Annotated in this window: 22 protein-coding genes and 3 pseudogenes; 9 read left to right on the top strand and 16 right to left on the bottom strand. The window is 40.3% G+C overall.

Annotated elements, in window-relative coordinates; genetic code table 11:
• Positions 1-378 precede the first annotated feature (378 nt).
• A complete protein-coding gene (gene cas6, locus H532_RS0117185; RefSeq protein ID WP_027726488.1) occupies positions 379-1,122 on the bottom strand; it encodes a CRISPR-associated endoribonuclease Cas6 in 744 nt (247 codons plus the stop codon).
• A gap of 224 nt (positions 1,123-1,346) precedes the next feature.
• Positions 1,347-1,622 (bottom strand): hypothetical protein, encoded by a 276-nt coding sequence (locus tag H532_RS0117180; RefSeq protein WP_027726487.1) that lies wholly within the window; start codon positions 1,620-1,622, stop codon positions 1,347-1,349.
• Positions 1,623-1,728: 106 nt separating this feature from the next.
• Here H532_RS0117180 and H532_RS0117175 point away from each other — a divergent pair, with 106 nt between their 5' ends.
• From H532_RS0117175 to H532_RS0117155, 5 genes are all read left to right on the top strand, one after another.
• Complete coding sequence (locus H532_RS0117175; protein WP_027726486.1) at positions 1,729-2,295, top strand: GNAT family N-acetyltransferase; 567 nt, start codon at positions 1,729-1,731, stop codon at positions 2,293-2,295.
• A gap of 124 nt (positions 2,296-2,419) precedes the next feature.
• A complete protein-coding gene (locus H532_RS0117170) occupies positions 2,420-2,980 on the top strand; it encodes a histidine phosphatase family protein (RefSeq protein ID WP_027726485.1) in 561 nt (186 codons plus the stop codon).
• A gap of 69 nt (positions 2,981-3,049) precedes the next feature.
• Positions 3,050-3,964, top strand: a complete 915-nt coding sequence (locus H532_RS0117165) for a phosphotransferase family protein (RefSeq protein ID WP_027726484.1) — start codon at positions 3,050-3,052, stop codon at positions 3,962-3,964.
• 287 nt (positions 3,965-4,251) lie between these two features.
• Complete coding sequence (locus tag H532_RS20480; protein WP_155995091.1) at positions 4,252-4,428, top strand: hypothetical protein; 177 nt, start codon at positions 4,252-4,254, stop codon at positions 4,426-4,428.
• A 142-nt stretch (positions 4,429-4,570) separates the two neighbouring features.
• Complete coding sequence (locus H532_RS0117155; protein WP_245566495.1) at positions 4,571-4,981, top strand: GNAT family N-acetyltransferase; 411 nt, start codon at positions 4,571-4,573, stop codon at positions 4,979-4,981.
• 152 nt (positions 4,982-5,133) lie between these two features.
• On the opposite strand, the gene H532_RS0117150 is transcribed toward H532_RS0117155, so the two are convergent.
• The 8 genes from H532_RS0117150 to ybaK form a co-directional block, all read right to left on the bottom strand.
• Positions 5,134-5,763, bottom strand: a complete 630-nt coding sequence (locus H532_RS0117150) for a peroxiredoxin family protein (RefSeq protein WP_038112864.1) — start codon at positions 5,761-5,763, stop codon at positions 5,134-5,136.
• A 243-nt stretch (positions 5,764-6,006) separates the two neighbouring features.
• A complete protein-coding gene (locus H532_RS0117145; protein WP_027726481.1) occupies positions 6,007-7,095 on the bottom strand; it encodes a DUF4236 domain-containing protein in 1,089 nt (362 codons plus the stop codon).
• 311 nt (positions 7,096-7,406) lie between these two features.
• On the bottom strand, positions 7,407-7,826 hold the full coding sequence (locus tag H532_RS0117140; RefSeq protein WP_027726480.1) for an SRPBCC family protein: 420 nt from the start codon (positions 7,824-7,826) through the stop codon (positions 7,407-7,409).
• Positions 7,827-7,885: 59 nt separating this feature from the next.
• On the bottom strand, positions 7,886-8,446 hold the full coding sequence (locus tag H532_RS0117135; RefSeq protein WP_027726479.1) for a DEAD/DEAH box helicase family protein: 561 nt from the start codon (positions 8,444-8,446) through the stop codon (positions 7,886-7,888).
• A 15-nt stretch (positions 8,447-8,461) separates the two neighbouring features.
• On the bottom strand, positions 8,462-8,866 hold the full coding sequence (locus tag H532_RS0117130) for a DUF6157 family protein (protein WP_027726478.1): 405 nt from the start codon (positions 8,864-8,866) through the stop codon (positions 8,462-8,464).
• A 169-nt stretch (positions 8,867-9,035) separates the two neighbouring features.
• On the bottom strand, positions 9,036-9,416 hold the full coding sequence (locus H532_RS0117125; protein ID WP_281169057.1) for a DUF2785 domain-containing protein: 381 nt from the start codon (positions 9,414-9,416) through the stop codon (positions 9,036-9,038).
• Positions 9,376-9,798 carry a DUF2785 domain-containing protein gene (locus H532_RS21000; protein ID WP_051263403.1) on the bottom strand — a complete coding sequence of 141 codons (423 nt, stop codon included), beginning with the start codon at positions 9,796-9,798 and terminating at the stop codon, positions 9,376-9,378. The genes H532_RS0117125 and H532_RS21000 overlap by 41 nt, the downstream gene beginning before the upstream one ends.
• 124 nt (positions 9,799-9,922) lie before the next feature.
• Positions 9,923-10,453 carry a Cys-tRNA(Pro) deacylase gene (gene ybaK, locus H532_RS19300; protein ID WP_051263402.1) on the bottom strand — a complete coding sequence of 177 codons (531 nt, stop codon included), beginning with the start codon at positions 10,451-10,453 and terminating at the stop codon, positions 9,923-9,925.
• A 387-nt stretch (positions 10,454-10,840) separates the two neighbouring features.
• On the opposite strand from ybaK, the gene H532_RS20130 reads away from it, so the two are divergent.
• Positions 10,841-10,921 (top strand): YjcZ family sporulation protein, encoded by an 81-nt coding sequence (locus H532_RS20130; RefSeq protein WP_081412516.1) that lies wholly within the window; start codon positions 10,841-10,843, stop codon positions 10,919-10,921.
• A 644-nt stretch (positions 10,922-11,565) separates the two neighbouring features.
• Here H532_RS20130 and H532_RS19295 read toward each other — a convergent pair.
• Entirely contained in the window at positions 11,566-12,468 is a 903-nt protein-coding gene (locus H532_RS19295; protein WP_155995090.1) for a pepsin/retropepsin-like aspartic protease family protein, read from the bottom strand.
• 335 nt (positions 12,469-12,803) lie between these two features.
• Here H532_RS19295 and H532_RS0117100 point away from each other — a divergent pair, with 335 nt between their 5' ends.
• On the top strand, positions 12,804-13,256 hold the full coding sequence (locus tag H532_RS0117100) for a hypothetical protein (RefSeq protein ID WP_027726476.1): 453 nt from the start codon (positions 12,804-12,806) through the stop codon (positions 13,254-13,256).
• Positions 13,257-13,600: 344 nt separating this feature from the next.
• On the opposite strand, the pseudogene istB reads toward H532_RS0117100, so the two are convergent.
• Positions 13,601-14,356 (bottom strand): annotated as a pseudogene (gene istB, locus H532_RS19290) (IS21-like element IS5376 family helper ATPase IstB).
• Positions 14,353-15,555 (bottom strand): annotated as a pseudogene (gene istA, locus H532_RS19285) (IS21 family transposase). The pseudogenes istB and istA overlap by 4 nt, the downstream one beginning before the upstream one ends.
• Before the next feature lie 1,024 nt (positions 15,556-16,579).
• Here istA and H532_RS19720 point away from each other — a divergent pair.
• Complete coding sequence (locus H532_RS19720) at positions 16,580-17,566, top strand: G1 family glutamic endopeptidase (RefSeq protein WP_051263400.1); 987 nt, start codon at positions 16,580-16,582, stop codon at positions 17,564-17,566.
• Positions 17,567-17,812: 246 nt separating this feature from the next.
• On the opposite strand, the gene H532_RS0117075 is transcribed toward H532_RS19720, so the two are convergent.
• The 3 genes from H532_RS0117075 to H532_RS0117065 all read right to left on the bottom strand — a co-directional run bounded on the left by H532_RS0117075 (position 17,813) and on the right by H532_RS0117065 (position 21,516).
• Positions 17,813-18,274: a hypothetical protein gene (locus H532_RS0117075; protein ID WP_027726475.1), complete on the bottom strand. Its 462-nt coding sequence runs from the start codon at positions 18,272-18,274 to the stop codon at positions 17,813-17,815.
• 897 nt (positions 18,275-19,171) lie between these two features.
• Entirely contained in the window at positions 19,172-20,011 is an 840-nt protein-coding gene (locus H532_RS0117070; protein ID WP_027726474.1) for an ADP-ribosylglycohydrolase family protein, read from the bottom strand.
• 218 nt (positions 20,012-20,229) lie between these two features.
• Entirely contained in the window at positions 20,230-21,516 is a 1,287-nt protein-coding gene (locus H532_RS0117065) for an MFS transporter (protein WP_027726473.1), read from the bottom strand.
• Positions 21,517-21,906: 390 nt separating this feature from the next.
• On the opposite strand from H532_RS0117065, the pseudogene H532_RS20670 reads away from it, so the two are divergent.
• A pseudogene (locus H532_RS20670) lies at positions 21,907-22,098 on the top strand (IS110 family transposase); the annotation flags it as partial.

The raw sequence follows: 22,098 nt of genomic DNA, 5'->3' as shown, positions 1-22,098 counted from the left end.
GTTTCAATTCCTCATAGGTAAGATGAAAACCCCAAAAGTTGTTATTATATCAATATTCTTCGTCGGATATAAAAAATCCTTTTTTCCCTGTTATTTTTTTCGTTTTTCCGGAAAGCCGCGCTACTGAAGGGATTTTTGTGATAAGAGAATGTCGTCGATCTCTGGGGTTTTTAACGCTACTGAGGATCGACGACATTTTTTATTTGTCTTTATTGACTTAATTTTAATTACGCTTATATTTATCTCCGCTTTTTTAACCCTATTCCTTGCGATTAGCGCAATTGGCGTATTTTTGTATTCGGAAAGCTCCCTGACGAAGCGAATGATAATATTTAAAACTTGTTCATTTAGGTTATACATCGGCGATAAAAATTCGGGTTAGTTGACAATCTCAAACATCCCAAAGCCTTGTGAGTTTTTTCCGCCTAAGCCCACGGCATGGGCAAACTGGATTAATGCGGGCGAGCTTTGGATTTCGTAAGTGCCTCCCCAGGCATTTATAATGAAATGCTTATAACGGGTGATGACTTTATCACGATGGTGAACTTTCAAAGGTTTAATGGAAAAAGACCGGTCTTCCGGGGCCTCGCCATAAAAAGCCTCATATTTTTTCAATAAATTTTTTTCGATCAGCACTGGGAACGCCGGGTCATTTGGGTCAAAAAATTGGGTTTTCTTCTTGCCACTTTCCTCTTCATAGGTGCTATAAACAGTGATCGGGGACAACATGTTGATTTGATAGCACCGACCATTGATTTGGATATTAATATAACTGACCTCCTGTACCCATATTGGGGAACCGGCAAGGTGAATGACCGATGTTTTTAACAAGTTTTGGCACAGTTTTTGAATAAACGGATAAAGAATCGAACTGACATACCAAGTTATTTCATCATAGAAAATGATTTGTTTGTTTTTCAAATCGATCTTGTTTTTGCCAAACAGGCGGCTAAAGGTGAATAACTTGAAAAACCTTTTCCCACTGCGGTAGCCAGCATCATGGAGAAAGGTAGTAAATTCATCATCACCTAAGGTTTGATAAATAAACCCTTGTAAAATCTGTTGATAATTTATCGGCAATACGAGCGGTTCATGCAGTTGAAATTTAACGGTTAGTCTCATTGATCATTCGCCTCTTAAAAATTTTCTCTATCATTCATTCTGCCTTTTTTGGGGAAAATCCTTCCTTATTATCAATTTCTTTCTTCCCGCAACAAAAATCCATTTCATCCCATTATCATCGGCACACCGTTTTGAAAAAATTTTCTCTTGCCAACCACTGTTTAGATCCTTAAACCAGTCGTTGTGTTCAATGACAAATGCGTGGTTTCTATACCCGTCTTTTTTTAAAATAAAAAATCTGCAAATACAGGCACATGGGTTGCCATGGCTTCAATCATTGGCCAATTTGCAAATTCGCCCAAATAACAAAAGTGATTTGACAAAAATACATGGTACTCACGAAACATAAGAATTTTTGAAAAAAACATAGACATCAGACGGTAGTTATGTAAAATCATAATAAACGTTCTTCCGCCCGCACGATGTTCGGGTTCGGACCTTCTTCGGAATATCCCTCCCGCATCAGACGATGTCCAAGCCATAGCTTTGCGTCCCGCCATTGGACAGCCTTACGTTTATGATACGTGAAAAACGACTCGCTTCATGCACTGAAGAGAAAGACGCCTCAGGAACTCTACATGATAAATAATGAGGAGGAAGGAAAACATGCGCTATTTTTGTAAGATTCCCGGACGGAATATCTATCTTTCACCGATCAACCCGGAAGATGCCGAAATATATACAAAATGGATCAATGATCTGCCAACAGCGATCAATTTAGGTCACGCCTCCCAAATTTTCACATTGGAAAGCGAACGGGAAATGCTTGAAACCTTAGCAAAAGAAGGACAGAATTTCGCCATTGTCTTAAAGGAAAATGATGAATTGATTGGCAATTGTTCACTGTTTTCTATTAGACAATTACACCGTGCGGCTGAACTTGGTATTTTCATAGGAAATCCCGACCACAGAGGAAAGGGCTTGGGAACGGAAGCGGTCGAGCTGCTCGTGGAATATGGATTCAAAATCCTGAACCTCAATAATATTATGCTGAGAGTGTTTGCATTTAATAAAGGTGCGGTAAAAGCTTACGAAAAAGCCGGTTTTAAAACATTCGGCAGAAGAAGCCAATCGTATTATCTCAACGGCAAATATTATGATGAAATTTTTATGGAAATCCTCGCCAAAGACTGTCGCACGCACTATCTAAACAGCTTATTGCCGGGTGAATAAGTCCAAATTTTGTATTCCGGGTACCGGGTTACAAAAATCTCTATTCACTTATCAATGTGCAAAAATGAACCGAAATTGACATCAACGATGGATTTGAAACTTATTATACGAGGGAGAATCATTGGTGGAAAAACAAATTTATCTCATTCGACATTGTCAAGCGGAAGGGCAAGACCCAGACGCCCTATTAACTGATAAAGGGAAAAAAGATGCGGAAAAACTCGCTGATTTTTTAGAAGATAAGGGAATTGAAGCGATCGTCAGCAGTCCGTATCTGAGGGCCGTACAAACAGCGACACCACTCGCCAAACGGCTCAATTTGGAAATACAAACCAACAAAAGATTTTCCGAGCGGGTGTTATCAACTGAAAGCTTACAGGATTGGTTGGACTGTCTGAAAGCGACATTTGCGGATTTTGATTTAAAATTCAATGGCGGCGAATCATCCCGGGAAGCCACCCGACGCGCAATAGATGCCCTCCACCACTATCAAAGCATCGGCATGACGCGCTTTGCCGTTTTTACTCACGGCAACTTATTAACGCTGTTGCTTCATCATTTTGATACAACCTATGGATTTGAAGCGTGGCGAAATTTAACCAACCCGGATATATTTTGCCTGTATGCCCATCCCACTGGCTCTTACATAAAAAGAATCTGGCAAGATGTTTCAAGCAACGGATAAGGGCTGAATCTTTCGGGCAGATCTCATTCGTCCCTACGAAATCTAAAAATTTTAACGTGAGGTTGAAACATGACTGAAAAGCTTCCGGATCCCATCAAAACATGGGTCGAACAATCTCTGCCAAGTAAACAAACGATTAGAGCTTTTGAAAAGCTAAAAGGAGCAACCTCCACAACGCTTTATAAAATTGAGACGGACACTGATCGCTATGTGCTGAGGCTCTACGACAATAAAAGCTGGTTATCGAAAGAACCCGACTTGGCGGCTCATGAAGCGGCAAGTTTGAAAACGGCAGCCGCCGATCATTTTGGAGCCCGTTCTCCACAGCTTATCAATGTGGATGAATCAGGAAAACAGGCCGGCCTTCCCATGATTCTCATGCAATTTGTTCCCGGAGAAGTTGTCCTTAAACCCGACGACTTGGATGCGTGGCTCAAAGAATTAGCCCGGGTATTGGCTGGGATTCACCGGATTGACGCCGACCATTTTAAATGGACGTTTCGTCGTTATACCAAACCCCATGAGTTAAAAGTGCCTGATTGGACCGAGCATCCTGTTTTATGGGAAAAAGGGATGCAAATCGTGCAGTCTCGCGAACCGCGATATAAAGAAACGTTTATTCACCGGGACTATCACCCTGTTAATGTGCTTTGGACAGGCGGGAAAATCTCAAGTGTGGTCGACTGGGTCAATGCTTGCCGGGGTCCGGCTGGGATTGATGTCGGACACTGCCGGGATAATCTCGTTTGCCTTTTTGGTGTGGAGGCCGCTGAGACATTCTTAAATTATTATAAAACGTTTGCTGGCGATAGATTTTCCTATAACCCTTATTGGGATTTTGTCGCTTATTTTGATTTTGTCTATCCCGGACCTCCCAAAGTTTACGAAGGCTGGAACAACTTCGGATGGCAAGACTTAACTGACGCGATCATCACCGAACGATTAGAGACATATTTCGAATCCCTTATCGAAAAGTGCACGTGATAAATGTTAATACAGCCCTTAGATTCAATACACCCGAGCGACCAAATAGTGGTCGCTTTTTTGCTTTTAGAATATAATTGAAATATGGAATTATTTTTACGTTTTTGCTTACACAACTAGGGTTTCGAATGACGGCCAAAAAACAGCAAAAAAAATCCATTCTATCGCCACTAAGGCATCCCCACATGCACCTTTGAAAGCGAATGGCTGTCTAAAGGCGGCTGTTAAGAACACCCTTTTTAATAATAAATAATGGCTCATCACCATCGGGATTGGAGGTTATATGGTTGTCCAATATTCTTATCTATATCGTAACGGCGATTGTCATCGGCGGCATCCTCTACTTTCTATTTCGACGCCCAAGAAGAGATGCTCAATATGACAATAATTCCAAAGCCCTGGACCAAATTGCCAAAGATAGAGATAAAAATATACCGGAACATACCAAATGGCATGGATTCTAAGGGGCGAATGACACGAAGGGCAAGCGGTGTTTAGCATTTGAAAATCGAGTGGTGCAAATGCATTTCAGTCTTTCAAAAATCAAACTCAACAACAGTAGAAATGTTAAGAGCTGTATAGCATAAATTTGGAGATGATGATCGATTGATAATAGAAATTGATTCAATGATACCTCACCCCTCTATAAGAAATTTGTTATCCTATGCAACTTCAATCAACAAAGTTGATTTTGTATATGAAAACTATATTCGTTCCTCCAACCAACAATTATTTGGCTTTATGAAAGAAGACAATATAATCGGTTGTATAGGTGTAGAAATAAACCTTAGTCTCTGCGAAATAAAACATATCGCTGTTTCCCCAAAAGAAAGAGGTAACGGGATAGGGAGTAAAATGATTAATTTTCTCATTGAAAAATACTCATTTACATCTATCGTTGCTGAAACTGACAAAGATGCAGTTGAGTTTTATAGAAAATTCGGTTTTAAAATAACTTCATTAGGAGAAAAGTATCCTGGTGTTGAAAGATTTCAGTGTGAATTTAAAATAGTGTAATAAAACAAACCAAACTACTCTTCTATTTTTTTCTCAAAAAGCAACAATCTTTTAGAAAACAGCCTTATCAAACATTGATTCATCTTCACCCAATGTAACTAAATACATGGGGATTTTCACCATGAGAACTCGCCCCCTGACCTCAAGACAATCTACTGAATGGCATCGATTTGTTGCTCCATCCATTTTTGATCCATTGGCCCAATTTTTTTACTGCGAATGACACCACTTGAATCAATAATATAGCTTGTCGGAATCGTCACCGCCTGATAGAGTACTGCTGTTTCTTCCGTTTTCGCAAGGAGAACGGGGAAAGTGAGTTTATATTCCTTTATAAATCTTTTGACATCATTGACACTCATTTCTGCGGACGTCAAGTTAATGCCCAAAACGACCACATGTTTATCTTTGGCATGCTTGGAATAAAAGGCCTCTATATCCGGCATTTCCTTGCGGCATGGCGGGCACCAAGTTGCCCAAAAGTTAAGAATGACTTTTTTCCCGCTTAAAGAGGACAAACTGACAACTTGTCCATCAATGGTAGGCAAAGTAAAATCCGGCGCCACGTTCCCAATCTCAATCCCCACATTTTTTCTAGCAATAACACTTTCCTTTCGCTTAGTCGACTGTTCCGGTGCTTTCTTAATGGTCTTTTTGACATCTAACGTTTGTTTTGGCTGATCTTGTGCGAAAGCATGGTCATGATTGTTTTCTTGATATAGGCTAACCCCTACGGAAACCACCGCCAAAATCAAAAACGCTGCGATGAAGATTTTTTTCATCACCCTTTGCCCCTTTTCCATTCGTCGTGTGATGTCCAGACAAAAATCCGTCATGTTAATTTTCTATGAAAAAACACACGGATTTATCAATGTTTATTTTATTTAGGGTAATGAAAAACTATGAGTTTGGTTCTGTTGCGGCTAGACAAATGTAAACACTGAAAATGTGAGTTCGTTTCTGTTCCCTATGAGAGATCTGAACCTGGACACCCGGAATACGCCCAAATAAAGAAAACCCGTCTTTCACTTAGACAGGTTTAATTTGTTTACCTTTTGAAACCCTTTTGTTTTGAGGAAATGCATATGATGCTCAAAGCTTTCAATGGCATCGGAGCAGTCAATGCGGTCGAAATTAATCGTTTGAAAATCTTCTCGATGGATGCGCACCGATAAAATCGTGATTGTTTCAACATGCCCCGTTGCTGTATTGAGTTCGGTATCATCGGCATGAATGACGACGGTTCGAATGGGAAGTAAAGCGAATAATTCTCTGGCCACGCGAATAACACAACTGCATACATAATCTTGATAATACGCGTAAAACATCGTTTTCCCCATTTTTCGTTGCGAAAGCCGGCCTGTTTTTGTCAATGATTTGACCGTATCAGGAATAACTTCTTGGGGTTCAACATGAAAAGTCACTTCAACGACATCCTGATTAACAAAATGAAAATCAAAACCACTGCCGAGGTCGACAATGTCATCAAAAGGCGCCATCGTTTCAATAGCCATTTTATAGGCTTCGGGATCACCGGCGAGAACCCTTTCAGCAACCTCCTTCGTCGCTTCCCATTCATCATATAAGTCGACGTCAAGGGCTTTTCCTTTTTCCACTTCTTCTTCCAACTGTTTCTTTCGCTCATCATCGCGCCGAAACAGTTTTTCAAAGAAGCCTGGCTCATACGCCTCTAATTTCTCCCTGGCAGCTTGTTCATTCGGTCCAGGTTGCCCTTTTTCAAACGGCGGGGCTTGTTGCGAGAGCATCTTCCAATCAATGGGTTCACTGCATTCTTTGTGAACGGATAAAAGCATCTCCAGCCGATTTTGAAAGGCCTCTACTTCAAGCTGTGCCTGTTGCAAAGCATCCATGATCTCCTGCCTGTGCATTTGTTCCCTTATCGCCATTTGCCTTTTCCGCTCGGGTCTTGCTAAACTCTGCCTTTTTTCATAGTAAAGGCCAGTCCCAGGTAGCGTCACCCGCGTCCTCATGCCGGATGGGCCAATCCCAACTCGGAACCCTTTCACCCCGACGCTGGCCCCAATCCCTCTCTTACTGAAATTTAACCTGACGCCGCCACCGAGGTTAATGCTTTTTCGAAACCCGAATCCCATTTTCATCCCTCTCCTACAATAAGGTTTTGTACCGGTAACAACACGTTTTTAAAACAAAACCTATGCTCGCTCCTAGATGAAATCTGCATTTATGTCCAAAGGAGTCCGTAAAAAACTGGGCTCTACCAACCTTTTTGGGGAAGGGAGTGCCATTGTTGCCTTCTTGCTGGGCCGAGAAAACGACTTGCTCTCTTAGAGCCTTTGTTTCACTTAAATTGAACTAAAAAAATGATAGCCTTTCATCTCTTTCTGACACCTACTACACGATGAAAACCTTTTTCCTTTAAGGGCTTAGATTTTAAGGAAAAACGCTATTTCATCAAACCGGTTCGCAATGTCCGGATGCCGTTTTCCAAGTACGCTTTTAAATTGGTCAGCATAAAGGCCCAGCCTTCTTTGTTATCCAGCAATTTTTCAATTAATTGTGGGTCATTTTCATCGAAGCCTTCTTCGATAATCTCTACAATAGTGGTTTTCGGCTCGGTTTCCTGCAATGAAATCGTGACGGTATTTCCCCAATTGAATACGATTTTCTTATCTTTTTCGATTTCTACGATCTGGATTTGGCCTTCTGCATTGAATTCATCATACCTTAACGTGATCGTTTTTCCCTGCTCCCACCGTTCGGAACTCGATGAAAACCAAAAGTTTCCGATTTTTCCGGGATCCACGAACGCCTCAAACACATCATGAGCTGGCTTTAAGATTTTCATTTTTGTGATGTTGTACATTATGTTTGCTCCTTTGCAAAAAGTGTCGGCTGGATTTTGGTATTAAATCCAAGTTTGTATTATAATTGAAATTTCTCCTTAATCATAAGTGCGGTTTCATCTGGACTCAAATGCGTATTGTTGATTCTGATGTAATTTTCTGTGTCTATTTCGCCTTCGTAGAAATTGAGCCTCATCGTTTCCATTGAAGTTAATAGATGCTGTTCGGATTGTTCAATGTTTTTTTTCGTCGGTTTATGTTCCAGCCGATGAGGCGTCCGGTTCCGCTTTAGCCTTACTTCCACATTCGCTTCGAGTTCTACAAAGCAGACGTCCACGCCATGGGAACGAAACAGCAGGCACATGTTATGGATGCTGTCCCACTCCGATGGGTCGTTAAAATTCCATACTTTTGTAAAAATCAGTCCGTATTGATCACTCTTGGCAAACGCTTCGAAGATTTCCTGCCGAAACATATGAGCCAGTCTCCACATTTCGGGTGTGAATCCGAAAAGCGGCTCGAGCAAATCAATCGTCATGTGATTGTGAAACAGCTTTAACCTGGTAACCTCAGCCAACTTTTGGCCGACCGTCATTTTGCCGACGGCCTGGGGTCCGAATAAAAAAACAAACTTTTCCATGTGTACACCTTCGTTTTATGCTCTTTTCGAACGCATGCCCTTTAATTTTTTCACATCATCGGATTGGAGAAACTGACGGTATAATGCGCTTTCAATCTCATATAAGGCGACTTTCCCATCATGATCATAATGAATCCCCCAGCCGTATTTTTTGACGAGCGGCGATGCCCTGAAGCAAGCTTTCGGTTTTGCGAAAAATTGTTCTCTCAGTTCATCCAATTGGCCGCTCGTATCGATTTTATTTCGGATCAAATACGAGATAAATTGGACATCTTCCTGCGTATATTTGTACGGATTGTTTTTGATGAGCTCGTATTCTATGGAAGCCATCGTTGGCTTTCCGTTTCTCGGGACCGGGACGAGGGCGGTCTTGACATTCGAATCGTCAGAAACGGTAATGAAGGTATTTTTATAACTCAAACCAAAGCACCTCTTTTCTTTACCTACGAGATTTCCGCGCCTCTTCTTACGCAAGGTTAACTTTATTAAAAAGTACAAATTTACCAATATCATTTCCAGATCAGCCGCGGGCAAACCTTGTCCTTCCGAGAAGCTGAGCCGATTAAAGATATTCACGCGAATGCCGGATTCATGGTGTGTACAATTGGTGATGCCCTTTTTCTAATACATGCAATATGGTCTCCCTTACTTTTGCCCCCTCATTTCTAAACGCAAGCCGAAAATACAAGCTTTTTAAAAAATGAGTGGCATTGATTCTTTTTCTGAATAATTCTGTGGTGAATCCTTTCTCCGCGAAATCATAAATGACTTGTGACGCTTCAAGGACAAAGTCGAGCAAAGCGTGTTCCCCCATTCCCTTGTCCAGTAAGGCTTCGATGGCAAAAATAAGTCTTTCGTCTTCGTCATCGATATACGCCGACATGTCAATACTCTCTTTGATCAAGCAGCAATGAATCGCTTCGAGGCAGTCATCGGCAGAATCTAGTGAAAAAGCCGGGTGTTTGACCACTTCCGTCAATAAGAATGCTCGATTCAATGGCTCTCACCGCGAGTACATGATCCAAAAAAGATTGTTCTCTATCCTTTTCTAGTATCAATGCGATGACAAGCGCCGAAAATGAGCGGGTAAAGACTGAATCACTATCTCTTTCACCAATGCTCAAAAATAGGTTTTCAAGACAAATCTCTGTTATATAAGTCATTTTTTTCGGAGTTAAATAGCTCCCATGAATGAGGCGGACAAACGTGCGGTAAATCAAATCGTCTCTTAATTCGGGATCTGTGGACCCGATTTCTTTTAACATCCTTTCAGTGAGGCGATCCAAATCCATTTTTTTTAAGCTTTCGAGATTATTAAAGTTGATGGCTGTGAGTTCTGTTTTTAATGACATATGTGCACTTCCTGTGATTTTTATAAAGAATATATGGTATCAGCCTGTACAACTTCTTTTATGACTGCTTCATTTTTCTCTACGTACACCCTATCTTCCACGAAGCGTGGTTCAGCCATATTCCTTATGTATTTTTATTAAAAGTCACCGTTTCGCCGTCGGCTGGTATAGATTTTGTTAAATCTGCCAGACGTCCTTTTGTGATTCTCAGTAAATCGCCCACTCGCATTTCGATTTGAAAACCGATCTTGCCGCCGCTGACAATGATCGTCTCGAGTTCCTCGGCCACTTGATCAATAAAAGTTGGGTATAATTTTCTCATGCCGATGGGCGAGCAGCCGCCGCGCACATAGCCCGTCACTTTCAGCAAATCCTTAACCGCAATCATCTCCACTTTCTTTTCCCCGGCAGCTTTAGCGGCTTTTTTTAAATCAAGCTCCGCTTCAACCGGAATAACAAAAACGTAATATTGCTTGCTAGCTCCTTGCGTCACGAGCGTCTTGTACACCATTTTCGGGTCTTTTCCGACTTTATACGCGACAGAGACACCGTCGATTTTCCCGTCATTCGTGTCGTAAGTTTGCATCGTATAATCGACTTTTTCCTTATCCAACAAACGCATCGCATTGGTCTTTTCCGTTTTTCCTTTTTTCATCACAACCTCCAAAACTTTTACCGCTTTTTTTCGAGCTCCTTTGCGTTGAATGGATTTGAAAAGGCGCTCGTTATCCTTCAGTGTTCTCCGTCTATCTGAAAAATCTGACCATCCGATAATATGATTATATCTAAATATAAGTCTGCCATAAAAGGGAAAACGGTCCCTGTACCGAATTCTCCTTTTTATTCCATTAAAATTTGTTGAATCATACCTTGAAGACCGTGAAGTTTTTAGACTGGTAAGATCGGTCCAACTAAAAACAGTGACCTAGGTTTTTGTCGTTGGACAAACGTTGATTTTGGCCAATCTAAAACACTTGTCCATTACAAATATTTTACTAATGCATAAGATGTAGTAATCCATTCACAAGGGGGTGGATTGATTATGTATTACGGTTTTAACTTTGCGTTGATTGTCGTGTTGTTCATTCTCTTGATTATTGTCGGCACCGCCTATGTTTGGTAATAACCCTTGAAACCACCATGCAGTGTATAACCCATGCAGTCACTCCTTCAAAGGCGTCTCTGATATGGGACGCCTTCGATTTCATAAATTTATAAAAAAACCATGCTGGACTAAACCGCCGCATGGTTTTTTATACGGGTGAAAACCTGTCGTTTTGCAAAAGCAGTATTTGGGGCAACGATAACTCTGCCTTCACCTAAAAAGCTTGGCAGCGACCCGTTTTCAGTAATATTTATTAAAAGCATTTCCCATTTTTTACATATTTTACTGCGGTTCTTTCCAGATTATGGAGCGTCTGCTCATTTTCGCAGCTCTCCCTGCCAAAAAATGCGCATAAATGCGGTTTTTGCTCAAATTCTGCGCCGATCTACCTTAAAATTGTGCATACACTCCAGTTTTTTACAAATTCAGCTGGGATTCTTCCAGATTATGGAGCGTCTGCTCATTTTCGTCGCTCTTCCTGCTCAAAATTGAGCATAAATGCTGTTTTTGCTCATTTTCTTGCCGATTCTGCTTTAAAATTGCACAGACGCTCCAGTTTTTTACAGATATAGCTAGTGTTCTTCCAGATAATGGTGCTTGGTGTGGCCTGATGACGGCCAAATGCAAATAGATTCGCCATCCAATAAATTTAGCCATTTCCACTAGCATTTAAAAAAGGCTTTGGCATTAGGGTAATCAATGATTATCGTAAAATATTTAAAGACCGACCCACCTAATGCACCCTCTACTTTTTTATCCATCCATTGGGACATTGCCTCATGGAAGTTTGCATCGTTTCTTCTAGTAAACCATACCGGCCCCACTTGTAAACCCGCCACTTCAACCATTGGTACTTTTATCAACGCTTCATTTCCTATTCTGTCGGCCTGCTCGATGACGGTCCATTCTGGATGTTTGACCCTCCATTTTTCGAAAATCGAACGAGTTATAAAGCTTGTTCCCCGGAACACTTCATCTCCATTGTTCAATGTTTCAAGAGCATGGTCGGTGAGATAAACCGTCGCCCCGGTATCAAAGAGAAAATCTAACGTTTCTCCATCAATCTTTGCCTGTATCCGCGGAAAAGAAACCTCTCGTTTACCAGTTTGGTTTTCTTTAAACCAAATATTCGTGCACTTAAACCCGTTTGTATGATAGGAAGATGTGTTGCTCAGATATCCCATCTCTTTATTTATATAATCTAGTAACCAGACCCGATCCGCAAACCAAGATTGCCCTAAAAATCCCTTACCCCAAGGAATTTCAGAATAGACGATTAAATCCCTCACTTGAGCCCCCGAAGGAATGGAAAGGCCTTCCTGAAACGTTGGAAAAGGCACAACTGTTTTTTCTTCGCCATCCTCCATCACTTTTTTGTTGGCCGGCAAACCTAGATCATTAGAAACATCAGGTGACAGAAACATTCCTCCACCGCCTGTATCGGTATAAAACTCTATTTTATACCCACTTTCTGTTACGGGATATACAAAAATCCGGTCCCACAAAAATTTTGCAGGCAAAGTTTTAAAAGTCGAATTCAAATAAACACCCCCGCTTTCATCCAACCTTTAATAAAAAAATATCTTATTCCAAACTTTCTTTTGTTACCCACCTGTGTGCAGCCATTAAAACCGCATCCCTAAAATCTTCTTTAGGCATATGAAGAACAACCTCTCCCCTAATAGGACAAATAAATTCACTGTCAATATTTAATTCTATTATTGCTTCACCTTTATTAACATCACAAATAATAGTTTTTCTTTCATCTTCGTCTTTCCAACTAAAGTGAAACTTTAAAGTTTGAAAATAATCCCTAGGAATTAAATCTCACCTTACAATATTAACAATTTTTGTAATATATTGTATGGTAATATTGTACCAATTAAGGAGGGTTTTCCTTATGAAATTAAGGTTATCAAAACTTAAATACTTCATCCTAGCTTTAATCCTACCACTTTTTTTACTTGTTTCGCCAAAAGCTTTTGCAGCAACCGATTCTTCATCGGCTTCTCAGAACTTACAAATATCTAATACCTCGGAATCATATTTCAATGTTATCTCACCATCAGTAATGAATGGTATTGATCCAAAGTTTCTAATATTACCATTTTCAGTTGTTCCTTCGGGAGGCGGTGGTGAATGTAGTGGTTGGAAATACGTTTCCGGCAATGACGGCAGCGAACTAGCCTTCTGCTCATTTCACGATGGTAGGGAGATTATTACGGACTTGGAAGAAATAACTACATGGCCAATGTCAGATCTAACAACTTCATTTACCTGGACAGAATGTCACAAAGTGTTTCCCGTCAGGAGAAACTTATCAAGCAGGTCTAGAAATCCATTCTTTCTCTAGTAGTGGCAAAAAATCTTTAAAAATTAAAGGATATCAAACTGGTTATTACGAGGAAGCAGGAATCTTTTCAATCATAAGTAGCGTGACTCTACCCTAAGTTTAAACCTCTTGAACTTTTAAAAATCTCTATATAATAGAGGTTGGGAGAAAAGGGTTAAATAGGTTGACCGAATCCCAAAAATAACCCCGTATCACTCTAAAAGTGGTACGGGGTTATTGGTTTTAATGTAAATTTGTTTATATAAGTGAGGACTATTTTTTGGGAAATTGGCTTATGTCCACCCCCTGTCAAGGCCGATTATTTTTTCCTCAAAATCGCCGGTTTAAAATTCCCCAGAAGGACCTCATGGATCCTTCTGTTTTTCTTCTTGGAACCTCTTTTCCCGTAATCGATAGCTTTCCCCCTTTTAGGTTGAAAATGATGGAATGATGCAGTAATCGATCTAACATCGCTGTCGCCAAAACCGAGTCTCCCACGATTTCTCCCCATTCCCCAAAACTTTTGTTGGAGGTTAGGATAATCGGGGCATGCTCGTACCGCCGGGCGATCACTTGAAATAAGTAATGAGCGCTGTTCGGGTCCAGTTTTAGGTACCCCATTTCATCAATAATGAGAACGGTTGGCTTCGCAAAGACACGAAGCTTTTTCTCCAACTTTCCTTCCTGGTCGGCTCTTCTTAACTGATTGACAAAACGTGAGCGGTAATAAAATACGTTTTATATCCTTTTGCGATCGCCTCCATTCCAATCGAAATTGCCAGATGTGTCTTCCCAATCCCCGGTGGACCGAGAAAGAGGATATTTTCTTTCCGGTCAATAAAGTACATGGTAAGCAGCTCCCGAATCCGGCGCTCATCCACCGAAGGCTGCGCGGTAAAATCAAACGTATCGATCGTCTTGCGATACGGCAGTTTGGACAGCTTGATAAGCGTTTGGATCGATCGTGCCTGTTTTTCGACGATTTCTGCCTCTAATAAACGGAATAAAAACTCTGAATATGATATATTATGAGTAGAGGCGTATTCTGCCATGGCGGACCATCGCTCCGCCATGACAGGCAAATGGAGTTGGTGGCAATACTCGTGTATGCGTTCTTTCATGAGCTTTCCCCTCGCAGGAATGCGTCATAAACGGACAATGGACGAGTATCCACTTCTACCGAAACAGGCGAAATGGTGGCAGCCATTTCCGTCTGTTTCTTTTTTATTTTTTCGGCGAATGAAATCACTTTTTTCTGTTGGTCCACGTGAGAAATCTCCTCCCCTCGAAAGTACAATTGAATATCTCCATTTAATCGCTCCTTCACCAGAATTTCTTTGCCCGCATACTCCGCCGATAAGAGCCATTGTTCCCCTTTGTAGGAGAAACTGCCATCCCAATGCACCTTCCGATAGGAAAGATAGCTCGTATCGTAAGCTTTCAACGGAAGAGGCTTGAGTGACTCCTCGGCCCAACGCTCTTGTGGAGATACACCAGTAGTGGCGTTAGGCTTCCGATTCGCCACTTGATCAAGCCAGCGATGTAAAAGAAAATTTAATTCTTCGATGCTTTCAAAGGATGTACCTCCGTAGAAGTGATCCATAATATACTGAATGGCTCGTTCGACTTTTCCCTTTGTCTGGGCCCGGTAGGGCCGGCATACTTTTGGAATAAATCCGTAGTAACTCGCAAATTCGGAAAATCGTTGATTCCATTTCACCACTCCTTGTTCTCGCCCGTCTGTAACGGTCTTCATATTGTCAAATAACACCTTCTTCGGAACCCCGCCAAAGTACTGGAAACTCTGAATCAGACATTCCATTAAGTGTTCCTGATCCTGGCTGACCGTAAATTCCGCGTATTTCATCCGCGAATAGCCTTACACAGCCACAAATAGCGATAACTTGACTTTTCTCCCTTCGATCACGACCTCCCCAACTTCTTTCCATTCGACTTGCATTTGTTCGCCAGGAAGCGTTTCATAGCGAACGGTGTATTTCTTTTTCGCCGTCTCTCGGAAAGGTTTCATATAGTCTTTTAAAATCGTCTTTCCTCCCGTATAGCCCTGTTGTCGAATTTCAAAAAACAACTTTTCGCTATTAAACACCCCATCTTCTAACATCCGTTTTTGAAGATACGGCTTAAATGGATCTAACTTGCTTTTTCTTTGTTTTCGCTTGGATTTGGAAGGAGAATGGGGGGAGTGAATATATTTTCGGACGGTTTTCCGATCGATCCCCAATTTCCTCGCAATATCGGAAATAATCATTCCCCTTTCATACATCTCTTTGATCACAAAAAATTCCCCTCTCGTAATCACGAACCATAGCCCCTCTCATTGACACTATGGTTCTATTGTAAGTGGGGAATTTTATTCCGACTATATTGGGGATTTTATCATCGGCTTTAACACCCCCTTTATTATCACTTTAAAATTACATAATTTTTTAAACCAATATGCCATTTGGCAATCACATAAAAAGTTCCATTCGAAATCTCATTCTTCCTCAGAAATATTAACCAAATCTCCATTTTCAGCGTCTTCAAGATTCAGTTCTTTGTAGATCTCCTTTAACAAAAGAGAAAGTAGAGATCAAAAGACGCCGATATTTACTTTTGGGGTGTGACTTACAAACGTTCTTTGATGTATGACAATGAGGAAAACCCCCACTATCCTTTAGACAAATGCCTGGAGGTAGCCTACATTAATACCTTGAAACAGAAGTATAATCGCTTCAAGGTTAGTGGCTGGCGTAGGATTAAGTCTCCCTTAACCTGGTGCCTTCTCCAAGTATTTTATCCAAGATAGGAGAAGAGATTTTTTTCGTAACGGCAACGATGGACAAGATTAAAGCCGTAAACCACAAAATTTTTATAAATAATGTGTTTGCTTTTTAATAGTGGTGATTGTTATTTTGGTATTTTTGCACACCTTTGAAAAAGTGAATAAGACATATATTACTTTTAGATAAATTTACTCCATATTAAGAATTGATAATCTTTCAGAGAAAAAGGTTTTTGATCACCCCTGAGAAGGTTCATTTTAGGGTTGCTCAAGGCGATCCTATATATATGGATTTACAACTTGGAGGTTGGGAAAATTAATTCAGATTACCCCTAATTATTGGGGGTTATATAAATAGACTTTCCCAATATTTTAAAAAGTGAAAATATGTTAGAATATCATAATAATAGATATAGAGAAAAAACATGGTGGTGAGGTGATAAAGCAATAGAAAGGAAGAACCATTAAACAATTTTAAAATAAGGTATCACTTTAAAAACTTAATCCGATTCAAAGAACGAACTGATTAAATGATAAAAAAATAGAAAGGGTGATTAAATTGAAAAAAATTTTGATGTCTCTTATGGCATCTATAGTAATCCTTTCATTGCCTATGTATTCATCAGCTCAAGAAAACAGCATAATAGATCACATCACTCCTGATCAAACAGTAATATCAGTAAAGCCCGATCTCCCATCAAACTTTAATCCTTATACTGCCTCAAATAAGGAACTAAAAAATCATCATTTGCCAATAAAACCTAAAAATAAAAAGGAATATAAACAATGGAAGCATGTAATAAGTACAATCAAGACGGGAAAATATATTAAACCAGTATTTACAGAAGTAAAACATAAAAACTCAGTTAGTACAGTGGGGAGTTATAATTGGTCGGGATACGTTACCAATGATACCTATGGGAGTCCAGATATAAATGTAGTTAGCGGATATTGGCAAGTACCTGACGTTGAAAATAGCAAAATAAATACTTTTTCATCCTCATGGGTTGGGATTGGAGGCATAAATAAGGAAAACCATTTAATTCAGGCTGGCACGGAGCAACAGGTGGATGCAAATGGAAATAAAGTATTTTATTTTTGGTGGGAACAATTACCTAATTATGAAACTAAGATTACCTCTCTAAGCGTTCATCCCGGTGACCAAGTATTTGTATATATCTCATACGATCCAAGCGACAAAACAGCTTGGTACTTCATAGAAAATATGACTGCCGGGGGTTATACAAACTTCGAGGTGGATGCCGGCTACTCATATGATGGTTCAACTGCAGATTGGATAGTGGAACGACCAACTATTTTTGTGAATGGGAAAAGCAGTCTTTCTAAGCTTGCTAATTTCAACTATATTGTCTTTTGGGATTGTATAGCAACTGACGGAATTAATGGCGGTTATATAAATGATTTTGAAAGTATTAATAGGATAATTATGGTTGGGGATACGGATAATATACTAGCCGTTCCAAGCGATCTAGACTCAGCCGCAGAACCCGGTACCTTTTTTGTGGCTTGGAATGGTTATGAGTAATAAGTAAGTTGTTTAAGGGGTGGGGGAAAATTTGTTTTCCCCACCGCCCTTTTTTACGAGAATTAAATAATAGTTGTCGATTTGGGTTTATTGATATGAATCAAAAATGTTTTTCTAAATAAATAGTTTATCAACCAAGATGTACTATTATGGATGTTGCTATCGACCGTTTAACAAGAGTATCTATTTATAAGTTATTAGTTTATTTTTTAAGATAGATGAATTTTGAAAATGACTGAATACTTTTTACCGATTATTTTCCCTGTCCTTAAACAATTTATAAACCTCAGGAACATCAATGTTTAACGTAATATCATCTTGTTTATCGTATAAAAAGGTGCAACCTGATTTTGTTAAAGTAAATGATCTTTTAAAATTATTATAGTATATTATAATATCATAAGTTTCGCTGGATTTTGTATTAGGGCAATTAAATATGCTACCTTTAGGAATAATATGAGATTTTCCTTTATTGATTTGAGTTATAATTTGATCACGTAATTTTTTATTTGTTATTTTTTTGGTTACAAAACGATTTGATTGCGATATGTGTTTAGTCACTTCAATGAGAGTAGGATTAGAATTTAAAGGAGTCATCCGTGAACAACCTATTAGTAAAGAGATCATGATGAATACAGGTGCTTTTTTAACCATATTTTTTAGGAAAGATGTAGAACGCTTCCGATATTTTTCATTTCTTATTATCAACACCTCCCATCCAAATAGAAAATAACGTTATGTTTCAAGTCGTGTATGGATCAGTTATCACCTCGGTTGCAGTTTCATTTATTACCTTTCTCGACATAATTAGTGATCAGTTTTTTATCTGAATATTCTATGCATATTTTCTTTCAATTAATTATTTAATTACCATTCCTCTAATCTTGAGAATACTTTGTTTTTTAAACTAATTTACTACGTAAAATTCATTGTTCGCAACCTTTATATTTATTTTAACAAAATTCCTATTATTTTATTGAAGAAAATCCGTGTTTTCTTTCTTTTGAGGAACAGCTCAGACAATTACCGTGCGAAACATTCGCTTATGTAAACGGAAATTGTCCATAGTAACCTTGATGAAATCGTCGTGAAAAGAAGGTTGGAAAAGAGGACTCAGAGATCAAAAGACGCTGACACTTACTTTTGAAACTTTGAATGACAAACATTCTTTTATATTTGGCAATGATGAATGTCAAATCCGTAAAATATGCTTAGACAATAATGATTAATATAATACAAAAACGAGGCTAACCCCCCCGCTTTTACACGCTAACAGTCTCGTTCTGTATTTGGAGATGTGTGGACTTTCTACCTTTTACATCCTATCCTTGATTTTTCCATATTCTGGAGTGTTTGCTCTTTTTCGTGGCTCTTCCAGCTGAAAAATGCGCATAAATGCGGTTTTTGCTCATTTTCTACGATCTGGTTTAAAATTGCGCATACAATCCAGTTTTTTACAGTTTTCGCCGCAATTTTTCCGGATTATGGAGCGCCTGCTCATTTTCGCGGCTCTCCCTGCCGAAAAATGCGCATAAATGCTGTTTTTGCTCAAAATCTGTGTCGATCTGGCTTTGAATTGCGCATACACGCCAGTTTTTTACATTCCTAATCCCTGCTCTCCCGACTCCGGTTCCGAAGAAAACATTGCCACTCATCATAAATTGCGCGCGATTGGCGGTCAAGGTAAGAGAGTGCTTTCTCTTCCAACTCCTCGGGGACGCCATAATACGCTTCTGCAATGGAACCTGTGATCGCCGCCAACGTATCACTATCGCCGCCTAATGAAATGGCGAGGCGGATGGCATCTTCGAAGGAGGTTGATTCCAAAAAAGCTTCAATGGCTTGCGGAACTGTCTTTTGGCAAGTCTCATTAAACATGTATGAGTCTCTAATCCCGTCAATTGTAAAATCCAACGAATAATAATCGTTCTCCATTTTTTCCCGAATTTCATTTTTCGTAAAACCGCGCCGCGCCATATAAATGGCTGTCGCGACGGCTTCCGCACCTTTCAAGCCCTCTTCATGATTATGAGACACCCTGGTTATGGCATTAGACAGTTTGCGGACTTCGCTTTCCGTTCGGGCGGCAAAACCTGCCGGACTGATCCGCATCGCCGCGCCGTTTCCAAAGCTATTGTAAGGTTCGGGATGATCGCTGAATATCCAATTAGAAAACATCGCTCCGTAACCGCAATGAGGATATTGCCGCCCTATTTCCTGCATATATTTAATCGCCATTTTTTCGATTAAAGCGTAATAGCTGTTCCCGTCAGGCGAAGAATGGATGATTTTCTCCGTTTCCATAATCGCTTTTGCAACGGCTAGGATCATTATACTGTCATCTGTCACCTGACATTCTTCTGCAAAGAGTTCAAAATCTTTATCCCTATAATTATCAAATTCAAATCGTGAACCCACGACATCCCCGATGATGGCGCCGATCATGAATCTTCCCCCTTACCGCCCGATTGCAACCATGAACCAAGTCACTCCTGGGCATCCCACGGTTGGGGGCCTAACACCTATATTAAATAAGAAGAAAACTCTCGTTTAGGGTTGGGCTCCCTTTTGCATACATTATAGCAAAGCTATCTTTTCGCATCAGGTAGAAAAAACGTTAACCATCTTTTTTAGTAAGCAGCGTCGCCATTTCCGCCTTTTTATTAGTATGCAGCGTCTGCTACTTCCGCTTCTGTTTGGGTTGGTTGTTCATACGCTTTAGCCAGCTTCGGCAGTACGATGGCAAAGAAAACGGAAACGCCAACGATCAAGATACTGACAGAGACAAACAGACCGCTGATGCTTAGAAACTTTGGAAAAGCCCAAGCGATAATGCCTAACGCAGCGGTTTGTGACACCATCATAAGCGGTGAGATCGTGCCTTCCACCCGACCCATCATTTTTGGATCGACGATTTTAGGCAGCCAGCCACCGATCGCAATATTAGCCGCGGGCAAAACTAACGCCACACCGAATACGATGATTAAGTAGACGATCACATTGTTCGCTAAGCTGACGACCCCAGTCAATACACCCGCTAGGAAAAGACTGCCGTATAACAATTGATAAATTTTAAATTTATTGGCGATGGATGAGGCTAAAATGCTACCGATCAAAATCCCCGAACCAAAAGTAATGCCTTCGTAAATCGACCACATTTCATAGGTTTCCGGAACCAGCTTGTATTTCAATATAAACACCGTGATGACACTGAACGACCCGTTGACAGCGCCAAAGACTAAAAAGCCGATCAACAAATGAAACAGGAGTCGATGTTTTAACGCATAAACCAGGCCGTCTTTATAGTCTTTGAGCATCATTTTAACATTCAAATCTTTAAATTTATGCGGACCATTAGGTAAACGGACGTCTTGACTGATGTGACAGGCGTGGATCAGTATGCCTGAGATGATGAAAGAAATCGCGTCCATAAGTACGGCTCCCTGTACGCCGATCAACCAATAACAAGCAATACCGAGACCGCTTCCGAATAAATTGAAAAGGCTTTGCGTTAACTGGTTCAGCCCGGCAGCCGCCGTATATTCATGCTCATCCAAAATTCCCTGAACAAGTCCGCTTTCCGCCGGGAAGAAAAATTTATTGACGGCACTGCGCAAGAATAAAATCATAAAAATCAGCGGCATCCAGCCAATGGCGATCATTCCCATTAAAGCAAAAGATAAAGCCGCGCTAATCCATTCACAGTTGGCAGCAATCTTTTTTCGATCCATTCGGTCGGCGAGCACGCCAACGATAAAAAATACCGCAAGCATCGGCAGAGAATACATCATTTCTGCGAGCGACACATAAAAAGGCTGGTTTGAGAAGCGATCAAGCAAATAAAACGAAAACGCGACCATACCGACAACCGAACCCATTCTTGACGTGAACGATGCCAAAAACAAGCGGGTATAGTCAGCTTTCTTAAAGACACGAAAGGTCTGTTTCATCATTCATTCTCCTTCTTTTTTTACTATCCCATCCATTCATCTACACCCCATTCTACAAACTTTTTCATTTACCGAAACCGCTCTCAAGCCCGCAATCTTCTCCGTCTGAAGTCGTATTTTGCCAACAATCCTTGTACATGCCAGTGAATGTAGTGCATATTTTTAGAAAAGCACCTCGTAACGTTTGATTTTAACCCTTGATGAATTATCAGAAAATTGCTATTATGTAATTAGATAATTATCTAAATATATAATGGAGCATTCCTGTATTGAAGAAAAATGAGGCAAAATAGCGGTTTTTCGGGTTGTACAAAAATAGAGCCCTCTTGGTATAGTACGGAGTGTCAACGGATGTTGACCTCTAATTTAGGAACCAAGGAGGACTCATACATGAATTATAACCAAAATCGCAAAATCTCTCAAATCACAGAGAACACATTGATCGTCGGTGTTGATATCGCTAAACACAAACATGTCGCTCGTGCGCAAGATTTTAGAGGCATTGACCTAGCTAATCGCTTAGTGTTTACGAACGATCTCAAAGGCTTTCAAACCCTGACACAATGGATAAACCATTTGAAG

It is taken from the genome of Tuberibacillus calidus DSM 17572, from assembly GCF_000430685.1.
Classification (GTDB): Bacteria; Bacillota; Bacilli; order Bacillales; family Sporolactobacillaceae; genus Tuberibacillus; species Tuberibacillus calidus.
This window is presented reverse-complemented; position numbering and strand designations above follow the sequence as displayed.